We start from the raw sequence: 17,276 nt of genomic DNA on the forward strand, positions 1-17,276 counted from the left end.
GCCGTGCCGGTTACCGAGACGATCGGCCGAAAATAGCGCGCACGGACGGGAAGAACGCGGGTACCTGCGCGGCATATGCACGATACGACGCACCGAAACGAGCGATGAGATCGCGCTCCTCCAGGTAGGTTCCGAGCAGGATGTACCCGGTCAGTCCGAGCGCCCACACCAGGTGCCCGACGGTGAACTCACTGGCGAACCAGAACGAGACGAGCAGACCGGTCATCAGCGGATGACGAACCAGTTTGTAGACACCGTTCACCTGCAGGCGGTCGACCGTCGCGTCCGGCACCTGGATCACGTACTGGCGGTAGGCCTGACTGATGCCGAGCAGGTGGAAGTGGTTCAGCAGCAGGGTAGCCGCGTAGACCAGCACGAAACCGATCCAGAACCCGGTGTCGAGTGCCACCCCGAGCGCACCGTCGGCCGACCACAGCACCTGCGGCACCGGCTGCCACGCCAGCATGATCACCCACATCACCAGGCACACGCCGATGATGTAGACGGTCCGCTCCAGCGCCTCGGGCACCCAGCGGGTGATGAACGCCTTGAACGAGGGCCGGGCCATCCCCGAGTGCTGCAGCGCGAACAGCGCGAGCAGCACGAGGTCGATCGCGATCGCGGGGACCGCGGACAGGTGCGGTCCCTTGTCGACCGTCTTGGGCAACCACCAGCCGCCCGCGAACAGCAGCATCAGCGGCACCGTGATGCCCGCGAAACCGTAGACGGCGAAGGAGAACAGGAACGGGACGAGCCGTGCGGGAGTTTTCACCACGCCCCGAACCTGCTGGGGTGTCATCAGATCCATGCGAACCACGGCAGGAAACGCGAACGGACGGTGCCCGCTTCCAAACGCGTCTCCAGGCGCGCCTTCCACTTGTTGCCGTAACCCTCGTTGAGGAAGCCGCCGGGCACGACCAGCCGCCAACCCGACTGCGCCACCATCCAATACGGCACGATGACGCCGGGGTTCACGTCGCGCATGTAGTCGAGCTTGTCGGGGATCTGGCTCCAGTGGATGCCGGGGTAGCGGTGGTGCACGCTGTGGTAGCCCTGGTTGAAGATCAGGAAGTTGAGGATGTTGCCCGCGTTGTTCAGCGAGGTGCTCGGCTCATCGGTGAAGCCGCGTGCGGGGGCGTGGCTCAGCCAGGCGAAGTAGCCGGCGTTGACCTGGGTGATCAGGAACGGCACCCAGTAGAAGAGCACGAACTTCTCGAAGCCCGCGACGTACCAGACGGAGCCGATCACGACCGCGTACACGGCCAGGTCGAAGATGAACTGGTGGCGCGTCTTGCGGCGGCGCGGCGCCGGGTTCGCGGCGAAAACCGTGCGCACCGTGTGGATCTTGACGACCATGCCGTAGCGGACCCAGTACCAGATGGCGCCGATGCCCTTGTCCATGCCGGTGGTCGCGGTGACATCGCCCGGGCCGTCGTTGAAGCGGTGATGGTTGAGGACGTGCACCTCGCGCATCTCGGCCGCGGTCAGGTTGCCGGGCAGGCAGCACAGGATGTCGACGACACGATTGGGCAGTTTGGACACGAACAGCGGGCGATGGGTGTGCATGTGCATCACGCCGATGGTCAGTGAGAGGTTGAGCAGCGAGAGCACGATGATCAGCGGCACCGCGAGGTACCAGGTCGAGGTGCCTGGCACGAACAGCGCGGCCGAGGTCATGCCGATCCACAACACGATGTGGAGCAGCGGGCCGACATTGGACGCATGCTCGAGTTTGAACACGCGCCGGCTGAACGGCGGTTTCTCTGTGGGCGCGACGGGCGTTCCGGTGCTCATGGGAGAGCTCCTTCGCTAGTAGTGACGATCATCGAGGACGTGTTCCCCGACTACTGGTGGCTGCTGTTGTCGAGAGCGGCGAGCTGCAGCCGTGTGGCCAGCGCCCGGATCGCGTCGGGTTCGTGGCTGGGCACCCGTTCCATGGCACCGAAGGCCAGGTGATCGGCGATCATCATGGTGCGGATCGCCGAATCGGAGAGTTCGCCGGTCAAGCGGCCTTCGGGCAGCGTGTGCACCAGCGCGAAGGTGGTGTCGACGATCAGCGGCATCAGCGAGGTTTCCGTCGAGGTGAGGTCGCCCGCACCGAGCACCTGTGACGCCGAGGCCGAGCCGGTGGTGAAATCCGGTGAGGCGTCGAGCATTTGATGGATCGCGGCGTCGCCACTGCTGCGCACCCGCTCGAGCATCTTGGTCCAGTACGCCGGCGAGGCGGCGGCCAGCGTGGCCGCGGCGACCGGGCGCCGGAAGGGCGCGGGCGCGTCGACAGCACCGCACAGGAACGCCGAGGTCGTGATCGTCATGTACGCCATCGCCGCCCGCGCGCCCAGGCTCGGGGTGCTGGGACCGAGCTTGGCCAGCAGCGCGAAACCGCCGAGGGCGGGGGTGAGCTGGCGCAGCATCACCATGCGCGTGAGTTCCTCACGGTCGGCGGCGCCGTAGATCGCGAGTTCGTTGTCGCGCAGGTCGTTGGCCGACTGGGCGATCACGGCGACACAGCCGGTCAGTTCGCGCAGATCCGCTTCGGGCAGAACATCTTCGGCGACCAGGGCGCACGCGTAGTGGGTGATCCGGCCGAGCACGCCCTCGCTGTAGGCGACGCGGGTCAGTGGTGCGTCGATATTGCGGGCCATGACCCGGCCGACATCGGTGAGCACGTGGCCCACCCGCTCGCGACCCTGCGCGGACAACGCCGTGAGCAGTGCCCTGATGTCGGCGATGCGTTCGGCGAGCACCCGGTCGACCGCTTCGCTGTCGCGGATCTTGCCCTCGAACGCGGGCAGCGACGGCGGGAGGGTGTCGCTGGTGCCGTTGAGGTATTCCACTGCCGCGAGCACGGCACTGCTCGCTACCGCGCGGTCGCTGAGGTCTTCGAATGCGTCGAGCACGCGACAGGCGAGCAGCGCGGCCGTGGCTTCGGCGCGCAAGGTCGCGGGCAGCAGGCCGACGGCGATACCCAGGTTGCGGCCCGCGGGGATCAGGGCGAGCGCGGCCAGTTCCTGCGGTGAGCGCGCGGCCCGCAGCGCGGCCAGATCCGGTGCGCGGCGCAGATTCCGCAGCCCGCGGATCAGGAGAGGAAGTCGTGCTGAGCTCATCGGGATATCACCTGCTGGAGGAGTTCGCGCAGGTCGTCGCGCGCGAGGGAAGGTGGGAAGACATCAAGGGCGCGGGTGGCCTTCTCGATGGCGTCCATCGCGACCAGGCGGGCAGCTTTGGTCGCGCCGCTGTCGACCAGGTCTTCTTGCAGCGTCGCGCTGGAAATCTCCGCGTCGAGCCACATTTCCCGGGCGCCGGGGCGCGAACCGAGCCATTCGATCACCGGCCAGGTCGGCACGCGGCGCTCGAGGTCACCGCCCGCGTCCTTGCCGAGACCGGGGCCGCCTTCGATGTCGCGAACGTCGTCCATGATCTGGAAGGCGAGGGCGAGCTGGTCGGCGTACTCCATCAGGGCGTAGAGCCGATCGAGATCGACTCCGCCCGCGGTGCCGCCGTAGGCACACGACAGACGGAACAGGGTGCCGGTCTTGGCCCCGGCCACGAGTTCGTAGTGGCGGCGCAGCGCCACCTCGTCGATCGAGGGTGGCAGCGTCTCGATGAGCTGACCGTAGGACAGGTCGGAGAGCCGATCCGCGTAGGTGATGCCGGGTGCCTCACCGACCCGCGCGAAGATCTCGGGATTGTCGGTCAGCACCCGGGCGACGACCTGCATCGAGGCGCCTGCCAGGTGAAACCCGGCGCGCGCACTGGTGCGTACACCGAACGCGGCGGGCACCGACGGCGCGTCACGGCGCAGTAGTGAGCCGTCGCAGATGTCGTCGTGGACCAGCGAGGATTCGTGCAGCATCTCCATCGCGCAGGCCAGATCGACGGCGTCGCCCAGCGGTGTCGCGGTGTCGGCGGCATCGGGGAGCAGGCCGGCGCAGGCCAGCACGAGCCGTGCCCGCACGCGTTTGCCGGGAGCGGCCAGGATGTGGGTGTAGATCGCATCGAAGTCTTCGCCGGTGATGAGCAGTTCCCGCAGCCGTTCGGTGACCAGTGCCAGTTGCTCGACCGGTCCGGCCGGTCTGGGCATGACCACCACTTGGTCGCCCGAGTGCTGCTCACCCGAGTGTTGTGCTGCGGGTAGCGCGGGATTATCCATAGCGCTGAGCTCCTTTGGTGTGGTCACGATGCGGAGAGGTTCACCGGCGACGGCCGGACACGGGTTTACGGAGATTCCGGCGGGGCAGTCGTAGGGAGTCACCTCTCGCAGCCGACGGGGTCGAGCGTCCCGTTCGCTGGCTACCGACGGGTAGTTTTCTGTAGGAAGCTCGAGATGTCAAGCATTCCAACATGTTCCAAGTTTCGATCGCGCAATTGTGGCGTATCACAAGGGTTTACGAAGTTTGTGAGCGGGGCGCACAGCAGAGGCAGACGGCTCTGATACCGGCAATGATGCGTAAACTCCTGCACCACAACGGCTTCCGCGTCATCGCAGAGAAGCCGGACATGAACTCATCGATCGCCGGGCAACCGACCTCGGGGTCGTCCGGCGATGTGCGGGTCGACAGGTACACGGTTACGTCGGAACCGCACCACATCAATGTTGTTGGCACACACAGGGTTCAGGACCAGAGTGACATGAACTGTCGGATCGTCAACAGCCTCGGTGACGGTGCAGCTCTGTCAGAACCATACAATCCGGAGCGCCTTCTCGCGAGCCGAGGCGCGATCGGAAACAGACCCGAAGGTCTGCGACGATCCGATATCACGATCGCCGACACAGTGAAATGTGTTGCAGCACAATTAGTTTTGCTAGCAAGACACCGGGCCACCGAAGCGCCAAGTGAAAAGACGCGAAACGCAGCAGTCCGCCGCCGACCGCACCTAGAATCGGACACCCCCGAACGCCCAGCGGCGACCGGAACGGATCAGCGGGCGGCGGTACTGCCGAGGTTGCCGAGGACCAGCACGTCCGGCGTCGGGTGGTCGACGAGCGGAGCCGTGGAACGGGCCGGGGGGTGCATGATCGTGCAGCGGCGGGCCAGCAGGGTGCCGCAGGCGTGGATGGCGGTGGTGATCAGGTCTTCGGCCAGCGGGAGGTCGTCTTCGCGGTAGGCGTACACCGAGAAGCGCACCGTGTACTGGTTGTTCAGCGGGTCGGCCTGCTGGACCGCCTCGGCAGGGCAGCTCGCCAGGAGCATGACCGCGGCGGCCAGGTCGGCGCAGGGGTCGCCGCCGACCAGCGAACCCGAGGCGAAGGCAGCGAAAAGTGTGCGCAGGCAAGGTTGTTCGGGCCGCTGCTGGGAGTCCTGGATCTGCGACCAGCGGCGCAACGCCGGGTGATCGGCGATATCGGGCCTGCCCTGCCAGCGCCGGCGCGCGCAGTCGAGCAGCCGGGCGGCGGTGGAGTCCCACAGGTGGGGCGCCTCGATCCGGGCAACGATCCGCAGTCGCCGGCATTCGTCGGCAGCGATGACGGGCGGTTCGATGAGGGGCGTCGCCGCTTGTCGGTGCGTCTGCATGTCGACCTCCTACCGCGCGAGAGAAGAACCGAACGGGTGCCGTGCGGCGGCGGAACCGCGCCGCCAGGCCAGGCGGAATGCCCACGCCGAGGCCAGCACCGACATGACGACGACGGCCGCGATCGCCCCGAAAACCACCCCACCGGACCAGCCGACACCGTTATTTCGCGCGATCAACGCCAACGCGAAGATCGGCCCCGCCGTGATGAACACGGGGATCAGCAAGATCAACCCGAGAGTGACCAGACTCGACGGCGTCATCGCTGTTTTCGCTGCGGAGAAATCATGTCGGGAGATCATGGTGCGCGGCCCCGACGGCTGCGTGACTGTAGCCATTTCCGCCCTCTCCGTTACCTGAATGGAACCCAGCGAAACTCTCGAGTCCCAAACGTACAGCCCCGATCCGGCATAGCGCGTACTTCGTCACGAAACAGTGATAACCCGAAACTGAACCCGATCCAGCCATTCGACGTATACCCAGTTCAGGCACCATTTTCTAGGTAGCTATGAATTTGCTACAGCCGTATTTCATTCAGATCGGATAACAATTTCAGGGGCCGATCACACCCGCTCCACCGTTCCCATAGAGCTGTTCGTGGGCCATCGAGAACGATCTCGAGAACGGCTGGCGTTCGGGCGGGATCCGTGCCGCCGATAAGTAGCCGGTAATGCAACGGAGCACAGAACAGTTCGAACATCTCCCTGATCGAATTGCCATCGCGCAATTGCCCAGAGGCTACGGCGATTTCGAGTCACCGGGCATATTCTCCAAGCGCCGATCGGCCGTCACCGTGCGCGCAATCAGCTCGGTTCGCTACCGAAGCTGCCCTCCAAGCGATTTCGCGAACCGGGATGCACGAGCCGTGCCACGCTGACCAGCCCACCCGAGGACCAGGTGCGGCGCCGGATCAGCAGGCACGGCTCGTCGGCGTCGATGCCGAGCAGTGCGCACTCCTCGCGAGCCGCCCGCACCGCCTCGACGACATGCTCGCCGCGCAGCAGCGGGGCGACCTCGCTGAGGTAGACGTTCGGGGTGACGGCGGTGAAGTCCTGGGCGAGGTAGTCGGGGGCCTGCGCCGGGTTGACGTAGCGATCCTCGAGCTGGATCGGCACACCGTCCTCGAAGTGCACGAGCAGCGAGTGGAATACCTTGCCGCCCATCGCATTCGCGAGATCCTGGTCGCCGGGCACCTCCGACCGCACGAACACCACCTCGGTGCGATGACGATGTCCGCGGCCGGTGATCTCGTCGGCGATATTGCGGACCTCGAACAGCGGTGAGGTGGCCTTGCTCGCCGCGACGAATGTGCCGACACCCATCACCCGGGTGAGCGCACCGTCGGCGGTCAGGTCACGCAGGGCGCGATTGATCGTCATCCGGGACAGGCCGAGGGCGGCGACGAACTGGTTCTCCGAGGGGATCTGCTCCCCCGCGTTCCACCGTCGCGCCTTGATCTGCGCCATGATCAGCTGCTTCACCCGCTCGTACGCCGCGAATTCGCTGCCGAGCTCGCCGTACAGCGCGGCCAGCTCCGCATCGATTACCTCGATCGCCACCACCGAAAATCTCCTCGCCTCGCCCAGAGAATACGTTGCGCCCGAACGCCGACGTCACTTGTATATACAGGACTATACTGGCCTCATGAACGACGTGACATCACCTGTCTCGGGCCCACGTCCCGTGTCCGCTCCGCGCGGCACCGAGCTGCACACCCTCGGTTGGCAGCAGGAGGGTGCGCTGCGGATGCTGATGAACAATCTCGATCCCGAGGTCGCCGAACGTCCCGATGACCTGGTCGTCTACGGCGGGACCGGGCGGGCGGTGCGCAGCTGGGCGGCGTTCGACGCGATCGTGCGAACGCTGCGGACCCTCGCCTCGGATGAGACCTTGCTGGTGCAGTCGGGCAAGCCGGTCGGGGTGTTCCGTACCAACGAGTGGGCGCCGCGGGTGCTGCTGGCGAATTCCAATCTCGTCGGCGACTGGGCCACCTGGGAGGAGTTCCGCAGGCTCGAGCAACTGGGGCTGATGATGTACGGGCAGATGACGGCCGGGTCGTGGATCTATATCGGCAGCCAGGGCATTCTGCAGGGCACCTACGAGACCTTCGGCGCGGTGGCGCGCAAGCGTTTCGGTGGTTCCCTCGCCGGCACGATCACGCTCACGGCGGGTGTCGGCGGGATGGGCGGTGCGCAACCACTCGCGGTGACGATGCACGGCGGTGTCGCCCTGTGCGTGGACTGCGATCCGGCGCGGATCCAACGGCGGATCGCCCACGGCTACCTCGATACCGAAGCCGAAACCTTACGGGAGGCACTGGATCTGGCCGTCGCCGCGCGGGACGAGCGCAAGCCGCTCTCGATCGGCCTGGTCGGCAACGCGGCCCAGGTGTTTCCGGAACTGCTGGCCATGGCCGCGCCGATCGACATCGTCACCGACCAGACGTCCGCGCATGATCCGTTGTCCTACTTGCCGATCGGGGTCGCACTCGAAGACTGGCACAGCCTCGCCGAGAAGGACCCGGTCTGGTTCACCACCGAGGCGCAGGCGTCGATGGCCGAGCACGTGAAGGCGATGGTCGGTTTCATGGACGCCGGTGCCGAGGTGTTCGACTACGGGAACTCGATTCGCGACGAGGCCCGAAAGGGCGGCTACGACCGGGCTTTCGCGTTTCCCGGTTTCGTTCCCGCCTACCTCCGCCCGCTCTTCGAAGAGGGCCGAGGGCCGTTCCGCTGGGCCGCGCTCTCGGGCGACCCGGCCGACATCGCCGCCACCGACCGCGCGATCCTGGAGCTGTTCCCCGACAACGAACATCTGCGCCGCTGGATCACCATGGCGGGCGAGAAGGTGAAGTTCGAGGGTCTGCCTGCCCGGATCTGCTGGCTCGGCTACGGCGAACGGCACCGCGCGGGCCTGAGATTCAACGAGATGGTCGCCTCGGGCGAGCTGTCCGCTCCCCTGGCGATCGGCCGCGACCACCTCGACTCCGGCTCGGTGGCCTCCCCCTACCGCGAAACCGAGGCGATGGCCGACGGTTCCGACGCGGTCGCCGACTGGCCCCTGCTCAACGCTCTGCTCAATACGGCGTCCGGCGCGAGCTGGGTGTCGATCCATCACGGTGGCGGGGTCGGGATGGGCCGCTCGATCCACGCGGGCCAGGTGTGTATCGCCGACGGCACCGCCCTGGCCGCGCAGAAGCTGGCGCGCGTGCTGACCAACGACCCCGGCACCGGCGTGATGCGCCACGTCGACGCGGGCTACGAGCACGCGGCCGAGGTGGCTCGCGAGCGCGGGGTACGCATCCCGATGCAAGAAGGCTGACCTGCCGGAAAATGACGAGAGCCCCGGCATTGCCGGGGCTCTTTCCACTTTCAATATATAGCGCATGTGGGGACTTGCGGCAAGGCCCCGTGGGTACTGCACAATCATCCGGTCGCACCGGAAAAGTACAGTTAGGGGCCTATGTCAGCGCACGGGTACGAAGAGGAACGCCGGTCCGAGCGAAGCTATGTCGCCGGGTTGTACTCGCGGCTCGATGCCGAGCGGGCACGGGTGAAGGGCCGCTACGCCGCGGCCCTGCGCGCCAAGGGCGACTCCCCGATGGAGCGCGACAACGAGGTGCGGGCGCTGGGTAAAGAGGTGCAGCGCCTCGATGTGGCCGACAACGGATTGTGTTTCGGTCGGCTCGACGCGGCGTCGGGCGAGCGGTCCTATATCGGCCGGATCGGGCTGTTCGACGAGTCGAACGACCTCGAACAGCTGCTCCTGGACTGGCGGGCGCCCGCGGCCCGCGCGTTCTATGTCGCCACCGCGGCCAACCCGGAGGGCATGCGCAGGCGGCGCCAGTTCCATACGCGGGGACGTCAGGTGGTGGATTTCACCGACGAGGTGCTCGGCCGTCCGGACGGGAGCGAGGGCGGAGCCGATGCCGCGCTGCTCGCCGCCGTCGACGCGCCGCGCGGGGACGGGATGCGCGATATCGTCGCGACGATCCAGGCCGAACAGGACGAGATCATCCGCTTGGAGCACCCCGGCGTGACCGTGATCGAGGGCGGTCCAGGCACCGGGAAGACCGTGGTGGCGCTGCACCGTGTGGCGTACCTGCTCTACACCCAGCGCAGGCGGATGGAGCGGCAGGGCGTGCTGGTGGTCGGCCCCAACCCGGCCTTCCTGAATCACATCGCCCACGTGCTGCCCTCACTCGGTGAGACCAATGTCGTGTTCGCCACCACCGCCGATCTCGTCCCCGGGCTGCACGCGACCGCGGAAGACGCCCCCGAGGCAGCCCGGCTCAAGGGCTCACTGCGGATCCTGGATGTGCTGGCAGCGACGATCGCGGATCGACAGCGCCTGCCCGAGGCGCCGTTGACGATCGCGCTGACCGATGTGACGGTGCGGATCGACGCCGCGACCGCGGAGTGGGCCAGGCAGGAAGCGCGGGAGAGCGGTCGCCCACACAACGAGGCGCGCGCGGTGTTCTCCGAGATCATCACCTATGTCCTCACCGAGCGCGCGATCGCGCGCATCGGTGAGGGCTGGCTGACTCGTGACGACACCGAGGCATGGGAACAACTGCGGGCCGACCTGCTCCGCGAGCTCGCCGACACGCCCGAGTTCACCGCGGCGCTCGATCAGTGCTGGCCCGTTCTGCAACCGGAAACCGTGCTGTCCCAGCTGTATTCGTCACACGGCCGGCTACGGGCGGCGGGTGCGGACGAGGCGCTGTGGCGGGCCGACGGTGGCGCGTGGACGGTGTCGGACGTACCGCTGCTCGACGAACTGGTCGACCTGCTCGGCCGCGACAAGGCCGCCGACGACACCGCCGAGCGAGAACGCAAAGCCGAGGCCGAGTACGCGGCGGGTGTGCTCGACACCCTGATCAGCCGCGAGGACCTGATGGACGACGAAGACCATCTGCTGGCCCAGGACATGCTCTACGGCGAAGACCTGGCCGAACGCTTCCTCGAACGCGACACTCGCGAACTCGCCGAACGTGCTGCGGCGGACCGTGATTGGACCTACGGGCACGTCGTGGTCGACGAGGCCCAAGAACTGTCGGAGATGGACTGGCGGGTGCTGATGCGGCGCTGCCCGAGCCGATCCTTCACGATCGTGGGCGATCTCGCGCAGCGCCGGTCAGCGGCGGGCGCGACCTCATGGGGCTCGATGATGGAGGCCTACGTCCCCGGCCGGTGGATCTACCGTTCCCTGACGGTGAACTACCGCACCCCCGCGGAGATCATGGCCGTGGCCGCCGACGTGCTGGCCGAGTTCGCGCCCGACGTGCGGCCGCCGGATTCGGTCCGCTCCTGTGGTGTCGCGCCCTGGTCCCGTCGGCTCACCGCCGACGAACTGCCCGCTGCGATCGAGGAATTCGTCCGGGACGAGGCGGGCCGCGAGGGGACGAGCATTGTGATCGGTCCGCCGGGTGTGCCGGGTACGGTGCCCGCGTCGGAGACCAAAGGCCTCGAGTTCGACGCGGTGCTCGTCGTGGATCCGCAGCGCATTCTCGCCGACGGACCCCGCGGCGCCGCCGAACTCTACGTCGCGCTGACCCGCGCCACCCAACGCCTCGGCGTCCTGTATCAGAGCCCGTTGCCGGAGTCGCTGCGCGGACTCACCGAGGTCCAGCCGGCAGAACAGCTGCACGCGTAGCAATCTCACGTCCGCGCTGCCGGTCGCCGCACGGCGATCGGCGCGATGCGCAGTCGCCCGCACGGGGTCAGCACGCTCCGGCGGTCAGCCGAGCGGACCGGTCACGGCCTCGGCGGCGGCCAGCAGCGCGCCGGAGCCGGCCAGCCGCACCGCAGCGTCGATTTCGGGGGCGAGATAGCGATCCGGGCCGGGGCCCGGCACCTCGGTTCGCAGCGCCGCGAGCACGGCCGCGGTGGCGGGTGCCGGGGCGAGCGGGGCGCGGAGGTCGAGGCCGCGGGCCGCGGTGAGGGCTTCGATGGCGAGGACCCGGGTGAGGCCGTCGAGGGCGCGGCGGAGTTTGCGGGCGGCGGACCAGCCCATCGAGACATGGTCCTCCTGCATGGCCGAGGACGGGATCGAGTCGACCGAGGCCGGGGTGGCCAGGCGTTTGAGGTCGGAGACGATCGCGGCCTGGGTGTACTGGGCGATCATGTGGCCGCTGTCGACACCGGGGTCGTCGGTCAGGAACGGGGGCAGGCCGTGGTTACGGGCCTTGTCGAGGAAGCGGTCGGTGCGGCGTTCGCTGATCGAGGCGACGTCGGCGATCACGATGGCGAGGAAGTCCAGGACATAGGCGACAGGGGCGCCGTGGAAGTTGCCGTTGGATTCGACGCGACCGTCGAGGGTGACGACGGGATTGTCCACCGCGCTCGCCAATTCGTAGCCCGCGACGCGTTCGGCGTGGTCGAGGGTGTCACGGGCGGCGCCGGCCACCTGGGGTGCGCAGCGCAACGAGTAGGCGTCTTGAACGACAGCGCAGTCCGGGGTGGCGTGGCTGGCGACGATCGACGAATCAGCCAGCAGGCGAACCATATTGGCGGCCGCGATCGCCTGGCCCGGTTGCGGGCGCAGCGCCTGCAGGTCAGCGGCGAAGACCTTGTCGGTGCCGAGCAGACCCTCCACGCTCATCGACGCGGTCACATCGGCCAGGCGCAGCAGTCCACGCAGGTCGTGGCAGGCCAGCACCAGCATGCCGAGCATGCCGTCGGTGCCGTTGATCAGCGCGAGGCCTTCCTTCTCCTCGAGCTCGACGGGGGCGATCCCGGCGTCGGCCATGGTCGCGGCGGCAGGCCCCAGGGCACCGTTCGCATCCCGCACGGTGCCCTCACCGATCACGGCCAGCCCGACATGCGCCAGCGGCGCGAGATCGCCGGAACAGCCGAGACTGCCGTATTCGTAGACCACCGGGGTGATTCCCGCCGACAGCAGCTCGGCGTACGTGCGTGCGACGACCGGGCGCACACCGGTCCGGCCGGTGGCCAGCGTCGACAGGCGCAGCAACATCAACGCGCGCACCACCTCCCGCTCCACCTCGGCACCGGAACCGGCCGCATGCGAGCGGATCAGACTGCGCTGCAATTGCTTACGCGACTCCTGTGGAATATGACGGACGGCGAGCGCGCCGAACCCGGTAGACACGCCGTACACCGGCTCGGGGTTCGCGGCCAGCGCCTCGATCCGCGCCCGACTCGCCCCGATGGCGGCAAAAGCCTCGTCCGACACCACCACCTCGGCACCACCCCGGGCCACCCGCACCACATCCGGCCCCGATACCGGACCTGTGCCGACGACGACAGGTCCGGACCGATCCGAGTCGATGCTCACGATGCTTCTCCATTCACTGCGACAGCCATATCGACGAACCGCGACCGAGCGCCACCCTTGACGTTCTTGTCTATACAGGTCTATACCTATCGTACGTGACTTGGCGCACGTCCACCGACACATGATCTACCCCGCGCACCGCCATGCTCGACATTCGCAGCCAGGAGGCGTCCCCGTGCCCACCACCGTGCTGAGCGATATCGGCACTCTCGTCACCAATGACCCGGAGCTGGGCGACGGCCCGCTGGGGATCCGGCGCGAGGCCGCGCTCGTCATCGACGAAGGCCGGGTGGTGTGGGTAGGTGACAGCGCAGGCGCACCCGCCGCCGACACCGGCTTCGATCTCGCCGGGCGCGCGGTGCTGCCGGGATTCGTCGAATCGCATGCGCACCTGGTTTTCGCGGGCGATCGCGCCGAGGAGTTCGCGGCCAGGATGGCGGGGCTGCCCTACTCGGCGGGTGGCATCCGCACCACCATCGAGGCGACAAGGGCCGCCACCGACGAGCAGCTCGCGGCGACGGTGCGCGGGCTGCTGGACGAGTCGTTGCGGGCGGGCAGCACCACGGTCGAATGCAAGAGCGGCTACGGGCAAACCGTCGCGGACGAACTGCGCAGCGTGCAGATCGCGGCACGGTTCACCGACGAGGTGACACTGCTCGCCGCGCACGTGCCGCCACCCGAATACGCCGGGCGTGCCGACGAATACGTGACGATGGTGTGCGAGGAGATGATTCCGCGCTGCGCGCCCTACGCCCGGTGGATCGACGTGTTCTGTGAGCAGGGCGCTTTCGACCGCGATCAGGCGCATGCCGTGCTGACCGCGGGGATCGCGCACGGGCTGGTGCCGCGGGTACACGGCAATCAGCTGCATCAGGGACCGGGAGTGCGGCTGGCTGTCGAGCTCGGTGCCGCGTCGGTGGATCATGTGTCGCAGGTGAACCGTGCCGATATCGCCGCACTCGCCGACAGCGACACGGTGGCCACGCTGCTACCCGGCGCCGACTTCTGTACGCGCAACAGCTATCCCGATGCCAGAGCGCTGCTGGACGCGGGGGTCACCGTCGCGCTCGGCGCGGACTGCAATCCGGGCACCAGCTACACGACGAGCTTGCCGTTCTGTATCGCGTTGGCCGTGCGGGAGATGCACATGACCCCCGATGAAGCGGTCTGGTCGGCCACGGCGGGTGGCGCGAAGGCGTTGCGGCGCAGCGATATCGGTGCCCTCTCCCCCGGTTTCCGGGCCGATGCCATCGCACTGGACGCCCCATCGCATCTGCATCTCGCCTACCGCCCCGGCGTTCCCCTGGTCGGTCAGGTGTGGCGTGAGGGTGTGCTCGTTGTTTCGAATCGAGGGGCGGCACAGTGACTTCCGACTCAGCCTGGACCGGTCGTGTGGACGGCACGACACCCGAGCATCTGCGCTGGCATCAGGCCGTCACGCCCTACGAACCGGGTGCGGATCCCGGGGCGTGCGTGTTCGTCGGTTTCGCCTGCGAGGAAGGGGTGCGCCGGAACAAGGGCCGCCTCGGCGCAGCGCAGGGGCCGGACGCGCTGCGGCGCGCGCTGTCACCGATGGCACTCGCCACGGAACTGCGAGCCTTCGACGCGGGCACGATCGCCGTCACCGACGACCGATTGGAGGATGGTCAGCGCCGACTGGGCGAGACCGTGTCCGCGCTGCTGGACGACGGCGCGTTCCCGGTCATCCTCGGCGGCGGTCACGAGGTCGCCTACGGCACCTACCTCGGGCTGGCCGGTTCGGCCCGCCGCGCTCCGGGCAGCATCGTCGGAATCCTCAATCTCGACGCGCATTTCGACCTGCGCCCCGATCCCGCGCCCAGCTCCGGTACCCCGTTCCGGCAGATCCTCGAGACCGACGAGGACGTCCGGTACGCGGTGATCGGGATCAGCCAGCCCAGCAACACCAGGATCCTGTTCGACACCGCGAACAGATTCGGTGTGCGCTACCTGCTCGACGACGACTGCGAGCCGACCCGGGTCGCCGGCTTCGTCGACGATTTCCTGGACGGGATCGACCTGCTGTATCTCACCATCGACCTCGATGTCCTCCCCGCGGCTGTCGCTCCCGGCGTGAGTGCCCCTGCGGCATACGGTGTTCCGCTGTCCACGATCCAGTCCGTCTGCGACCGTGTCACCGCCGGCGGCAAACTCGCGGTTGTCGACGTCGCCGAACTCAACCCCCGCCTCGACGTCGACAACCGCACCGCCCGCACCGCCGCCCGCCTCATCCACCGCATCGTCACCCGGCACGTCGAGTGAGACCCGTTGCGGGACTCAGAAGTACCGGATCCAGACATAGATCCAGGCGATGAAACTACTGAGCAGCGTGACGAGCATGCCGTACTTCGTGAACTGCCAGAAGGTGATCCGCTGCCCCGCACGGGCGGCGATCCCGAGGGCGACCACATTGGCGCTGGCCGCCACCGCCGTGCCGTTCCCACCGAAGTCGGCGCCCAACGCGAAGGCCCACCACAGTGATTGCCCGGTAGCCGGATCCGGTGCGCCCGCGACGATGTCCTCGACCACCGGCGCCATGGTCGCGGTGTAGGGGATGTTGTCGACGAACGCGCCCAGGATCGCCGAACCGAAGACCAATGCGGTCGCGGCCAGGAAGTAGTCGTCGCCGACCCACCCGATCGCGGCGTCACCGATCGTGGCGATCACCCCGGTGTGGACCAGGCCGGCGACCATCACGAACAAGCCCATGAAGAACACCAGCGTCGGCCACTCCACCTCCTGCAGGATGTCGCCGATGTCGAGGCCGGAGACCAGCACCATGATGCCCGCGCCGACCAGCGCGATCACCGACGGCGCGACATGCAGCACACTGTGCAGGCAGAAGCCGATGACCACACCGGTGAGCACGAACATCGAGCGCACCAGCAGTTTCGGATCGCGGATCGCGCGGCGTTCCTGCAGCGACATCACCGCGTCGACCGAGGTGGGATCGGTGCGCAGCGCCGAGCGGAACAACACCCGGGTCAGCGCGACGAACAGCACGAAGGTGATCACCACGATCGGCGCCATGTGCACGAGGAAGTCGTTGAAGCTCAGCCCGGCCCGGCTGGCGATGATGATGTTGGGCGGGTCGCCGATCAGCGTGGCGGCACCACCGATATTGGACGCGAGGACCTCGGCGATGATGAACGGTTGCGCGGCGAGGCCGAGCCTGCGGCACACCACCAATGTCACCGGTGCCACCAGCATGATGATGGTGACGTTGTCGAGGAACGGTGAGGCGATCGCGGTGATCAGCATGAGCATCACCATCAGGCGATAGGGATTGCCCCGAGACCGCTTGGCCGACCAGATCGCCAGGTAGTCGAACAACCCGGTCTGCTTGATGACACCGACGATGATCATCATCCCGAGCAGCAGGAAGATGACATTCCAGTCGATGCCCTCGTGGGCGGAATAGAAGACTTCGTCGCCGGGAATCAGGCCGAGCAGAGCCATGGCCCCTGCCGCGATCAGTACGGTTTTGACCTTGTCGGCTTTCTCCGTGGCGATGAAGAAGAAGGCGATCACGAAGATGATGACGGCAAGAGCTGCGGCCATGCGCGGCGTGGCGTTCAGTCGCCGGGGCCGACGACAGCGAGGCTGGTCAGCAACCGTTCCAGGGTGATCGCGCCGCGCAGGGTGCGCGAGCGGTCGACCACGGCGATGAGCGGACTGTGCTTGCGCGCCATCAGGATCGCGATCTCCAGCAGCGTCGCGTCGGGGGTGACGGTGACCGGCTTGCTCGCGCCGTCGGGCAGACAGTCGCCGACGGTGAGACTGCCGGGTTCCTGCCAGAACAGGTCCGCGTGCACCTCGTCGATCGTGCGGACCAGCGCGGGATCGTCGTGATAGGAGGCGGGAATCGCCAGGCGCAGCACCTGGGTTCCCGGCAGGACCGCCACCGGCCGGTCCATCTCGTCGACGACGATCAGACCGGGCAACCGGTTGACCACCATCAACCGGACCGCGCGGGCGACGGGGTCGCTGGTGCGGACGGTCGGCAGGTTCATCGCGATATCGCGTGCACGCATGGCATGGCTCCGGGGGGATTCGACTGTGCTCACGGGTGGGCCTTCCGTCCGGTCAGCAGGTCAAGGCGCTGTTCGAGGCGAGCGAGGCGGTCGACGAAGGGCCGCGAATGCATCAGCTCAGCGACCTGGTCGGCCTCGTCGGGCTCCAGTTCGATGTCGACCGTGGGTTCGTCGCTGCCACCGGCGTAGGCGAGCAGGCGTCGCGCGCCCGTCGGTTCCGTGAGCAGGGCGAATCGGATGCCGCGGCGAGTGTGGAAGCTGTGCAGCACACCTGCTCCCGGGATCGTCGTCCGGTCGATATCCATGGCCGGCGGTCCTTCCTCGGATCGTCGAAAGCGTCTGATCCGAGTCTGGTTCGCGCAGGTGGCGGGCACTATCGGCCGTGACACCCATTTCGTGGACCGGTCGGGG

15 protein-coding genes are annotated in these 17,276 nt (G+C 67.6%); 4 read left to right on the forward strand and 11 right to left on the reverse strand.

The genetic code is table 11. The features are described 5' to 3' along the window. Positions 1-10: 10 nt before the first annotated feature. The 7 genes from ACFWPK_RS02560 to hutC form a co-directional block, all read right to left on the reverse strand. Positions 11-808, reverse strand: a complete 798-nt coding sequence (locus tag ACFWPK_RS02560; RefSeq protein WP_378912788.1) for a methyltransferase family protein — start codon at positions 806-808, stop codon at positions 11-13. Then, positions 799-1,794, reverse strand: a complete 996-nt coding sequence (locus ACFWPK_RS02565) for a fatty acid desaturase (protein ID WP_378912789.1) — start codon at positions 1,792-1,794, stop codon at positions 799-801. The genes ACFWPK_RS02560 and ACFWPK_RS02565 overlap by 10 nt, the downstream gene beginning before the upstream one ends. A gap of 50 nt (positions 1,795-1,844) precedes the next feature. Further along, positions 1,845-3,107 carry a hypothetical protein gene (locus ACFWPK_RS02570; protein WP_378912790.1) on the reverse strand — a complete coding sequence of 421 codons (1,263 nt, stop codon included), beginning with the start codon at positions 3,105-3,107 and terminating at the stop codon, positions 1,845-1,847. Continuing rightward, positions 3,104-4,153 (reverse strand): polyprenyl synthetase family protein, encoded by a 1,050-nt coding sequence (locus ACFWPK_RS02575; protein WP_378912791.1) that lies wholly within the window; start codon positions 4,151-4,153, stop codon positions 3,104-3,106. Before ACFWPK_RS02575 ends, ACFWPK_RS02570 begins: the two co-directional genes overlap by 4 nt. A gap of 769 nt (positions 4,154-4,922) precedes the next feature. Continuing rightward, positions 4,923-5,516: a hypothetical protein gene (locus ACFWPK_RS02580; RefSeq protein ID WP_378912792.1), complete on the reverse strand. Its 594-nt coding sequence runs from the start codon at positions 5,514-5,516 to the stop codon at positions 4,923-4,925. A 9-nt stretch (positions 5,517-5,525) separates the two neighbouring features. After that, positions 5,526-5,852 (reverse strand): hypothetical protein, encoded by a 327-nt coding sequence (locus ACFWPK_RS02585; protein WP_378912793.1) that lies wholly within the window; start codon positions 5,850-5,852, stop codon positions 5,526-5,528. A 465-nt stretch (positions 5,853-6,317) separates the two neighbouring features. Further along, complete coding sequence (gene hutC / locus ACFWPK_RS02590) at positions 6,318-7,076, reverse strand: histidine utilization repressor (RefSeq protein WP_378912794.1); 759 nt, start codon at positions 7,074-7,076, stop codon at positions 6,318-6,320. An 82-nt stretch (positions 7,077-7,158) separates the two neighbouring features. Here hutC and hutU point away from each other — a divergent pair, with 82 nt between their 5' ends. Both hutU and helR read left to right on the forward strand, forming a co-directional pair. Beyond that, on the forward strand, positions 7,159-8,835 hold the full coding sequence (gene hutU / locus ACFWPK_RS02595; RefSeq protein WP_378912795.1) for a urocanate hydratase: 1,677 nt from the start codon (positions 7,159-7,161) through the stop codon (positions 8,833-8,835). A 141-nt stretch (positions 8,836-8,976) separates the two neighbouring features. Beyond that, positions 8,977-11,169, forward strand: coding sequence for an RNA polymerase recycling motor ATPase HelR (gene helR, locus ACFWPK_RS02600; protein ID WP_378912796.1), 2,193 nt, complete (start codon positions 8,977-8,979; stop codon positions 11,167-11,169). Positions 11,170-11,253: 84 nt separating this feature from the next. On the opposite strand, the gene hutH is transcribed toward helR, so the two are convergent. After that, complete coding sequence (gene hutH, locus ACFWPK_RS02605) at positions 11,254-12,813, reverse strand: histidine ammonia-lyase (RefSeq protein WP_378912797.1); 1,560 nt, start codon at positions 12,811-12,813, stop codon at positions 11,254-11,256. A gap of 175 nt (positions 12,814-12,988) precedes the next feature. Here hutH and hutI point away from each other — a divergent pair, with 175 nt between their 5' ends. Beyond that, the gene (gene hutI, locus ACFWPK_RS02610) at positions 12,989-14,179 is read left to right on the forward strand and encodes an imidazolonepropionase (protein ID WP_378912798.1); all 1,191 of its coding nucleotides are present in this window, start codon (positions 12,989-12,991) and stop codon (positions 14,177-14,179) included. Next, complete coding sequence (gene hutG, locus ACFWPK_RS02615; protein ID WP_378912799.1) at positions 14,176-15,093, forward strand: formimidoylglutamase; 918 nt, start codon at positions 14,176-14,178, stop codon at positions 15,091-15,093. The genes hutI and hutG overlap by 4 nt, the downstream gene beginning before the upstream one ends. 15 nt (positions 15,094-15,108) lie before the next feature. Here the strand turns inward: hutG and ACFWPK_RS02620 are convergent, their stop codons facing one another. From ACFWPK_RS02620 to ACFWPK_RS02630, 3 genes are read right to left on the reverse strand one after another with little or no spacing between them, the layout of a single operon-like run. Continuing rightward, positions 15,109-16,392 (reverse strand): ArsB/NhaD family transporter, encoded by a 1,284-nt coding sequence (locus tag ACFWPK_RS02620; protein ID WP_378912800.1) that lies wholly within the window; start codon positions 16,390-16,392, stop codon positions 15,109-15,111. A 14-nt stretch (positions 16,393-16,406) separates the two neighbouring features. Continuing rightward, positions 16,407-16,865, reverse strand: a complete 459-nt coding sequence (locus tag ACFWPK_RS02625; protein WP_378912801.1) for a CBS domain-containing protein — start codon at positions 16,863-16,865, stop codon at positions 16,407-16,409. A gap of 29 nt (positions 16,866-16,894) precedes the next feature. Continuing rightward, the gene (locus tag ACFWPK_RS02630) at positions 16,895-17,170 is read right to left on the reverse strand and encodes a hypothetical protein (RefSeq protein ID WP_378912802.1); all 276 of its coding nucleotides are present in this window, start codon (positions 17,168-17,170) and stop codon (positions 16,895-16,897) included. Positions 17,171-17,276: the final 106 nt, after the last annotated feature.

This window comes from Nocardia sp. NPDC058519 (assembly GCF_042719755.1).
Classification (GTDB): Bacteria; Actinomycetota; Actinomycetes; order Mycobacteriales; family Mycobacteriaceae; genus Nocardia.

Bases quoted from the DNA above. Each gene is read 5' to 3' on its own strand.
- ACFWPK_RS02620 (WP_378912800.1), bottom strand. From the start codon at position 16,392: ATGGCCGCAGCTCTTGCCGTCATCATCTTCGTGATCGCCTTCTTCTTC.
- ACFWPK_RS02565 (WP_378912789.1), bottom strand. From the start codon at position 1,794: ATGAGCACCGGAACGCCCGTCGCGCCCACAGAGAAACCGCCGTTCAGC.
- ACFWPK_RS02560 (WP_378912788.1), bottom strand. From the start codon at position 808: ATGGATCTGATGACACCCCAGCAGGTTCGGGGCGTGGTGAAAACTCCC.
- ACFWPK_RS02580 (WP_378912792.1), bottom strand. From the start codon at position 5,516: ATGCAGACGCACCGACAAGCGGCGACGCCCCTCATCGAACCGCCCGTC.
- helR (WP_378912796.1), top strand. From the start codon at position 8,977: ATGTCAGCGCACGGGTACGAAGAGGAACGCCGGTCCGAGCGAAGCTAT.
- ACFWPK_RS02570 (WP_378912790.1), bottom strand. From the start codon at position 3,107: ATGAGCTCAGCACGACTTCCTCTCCTGATCCGCGGGCTGCGGAATCTG.
- ACFWPK_RS02585 (WP_378912793.1), bottom strand. From the start codon at position 5,852: ATGGCTACAGTCACGCAGCCGTCGGGGCCGCGCACCATGATCTCCCGA.
- ACFWPK_RS02575 (WP_378912791.1), bottom strand. From the start codon at position 4,153: ATGGATAATCCCGCGCTACCCGCAGCACAACACTCGGGTGAGCAGCAC.
- ACFWPK_RS02625 (WP_378912801.1), bottom strand. From the start codon at position 16,865: ATGCGTGCACGCGATATCGCGATGAACCTGCCGACCGTCCGCACCAGC.
- hutU (WP_378912795.1), top strand. From the start codon at position 7,159: ATGAACGACGTGACATCACCTGTCTCGGGCCCACGTCCCGTGTCCGCT.
- ACFWPK_RS02630 (WP_378912802.1), bottom strand. From the start codon at position 17,170: ATGGATATCGACCGGACGACGATCCCGGGAGCAGGTGTGCTGCACAGC.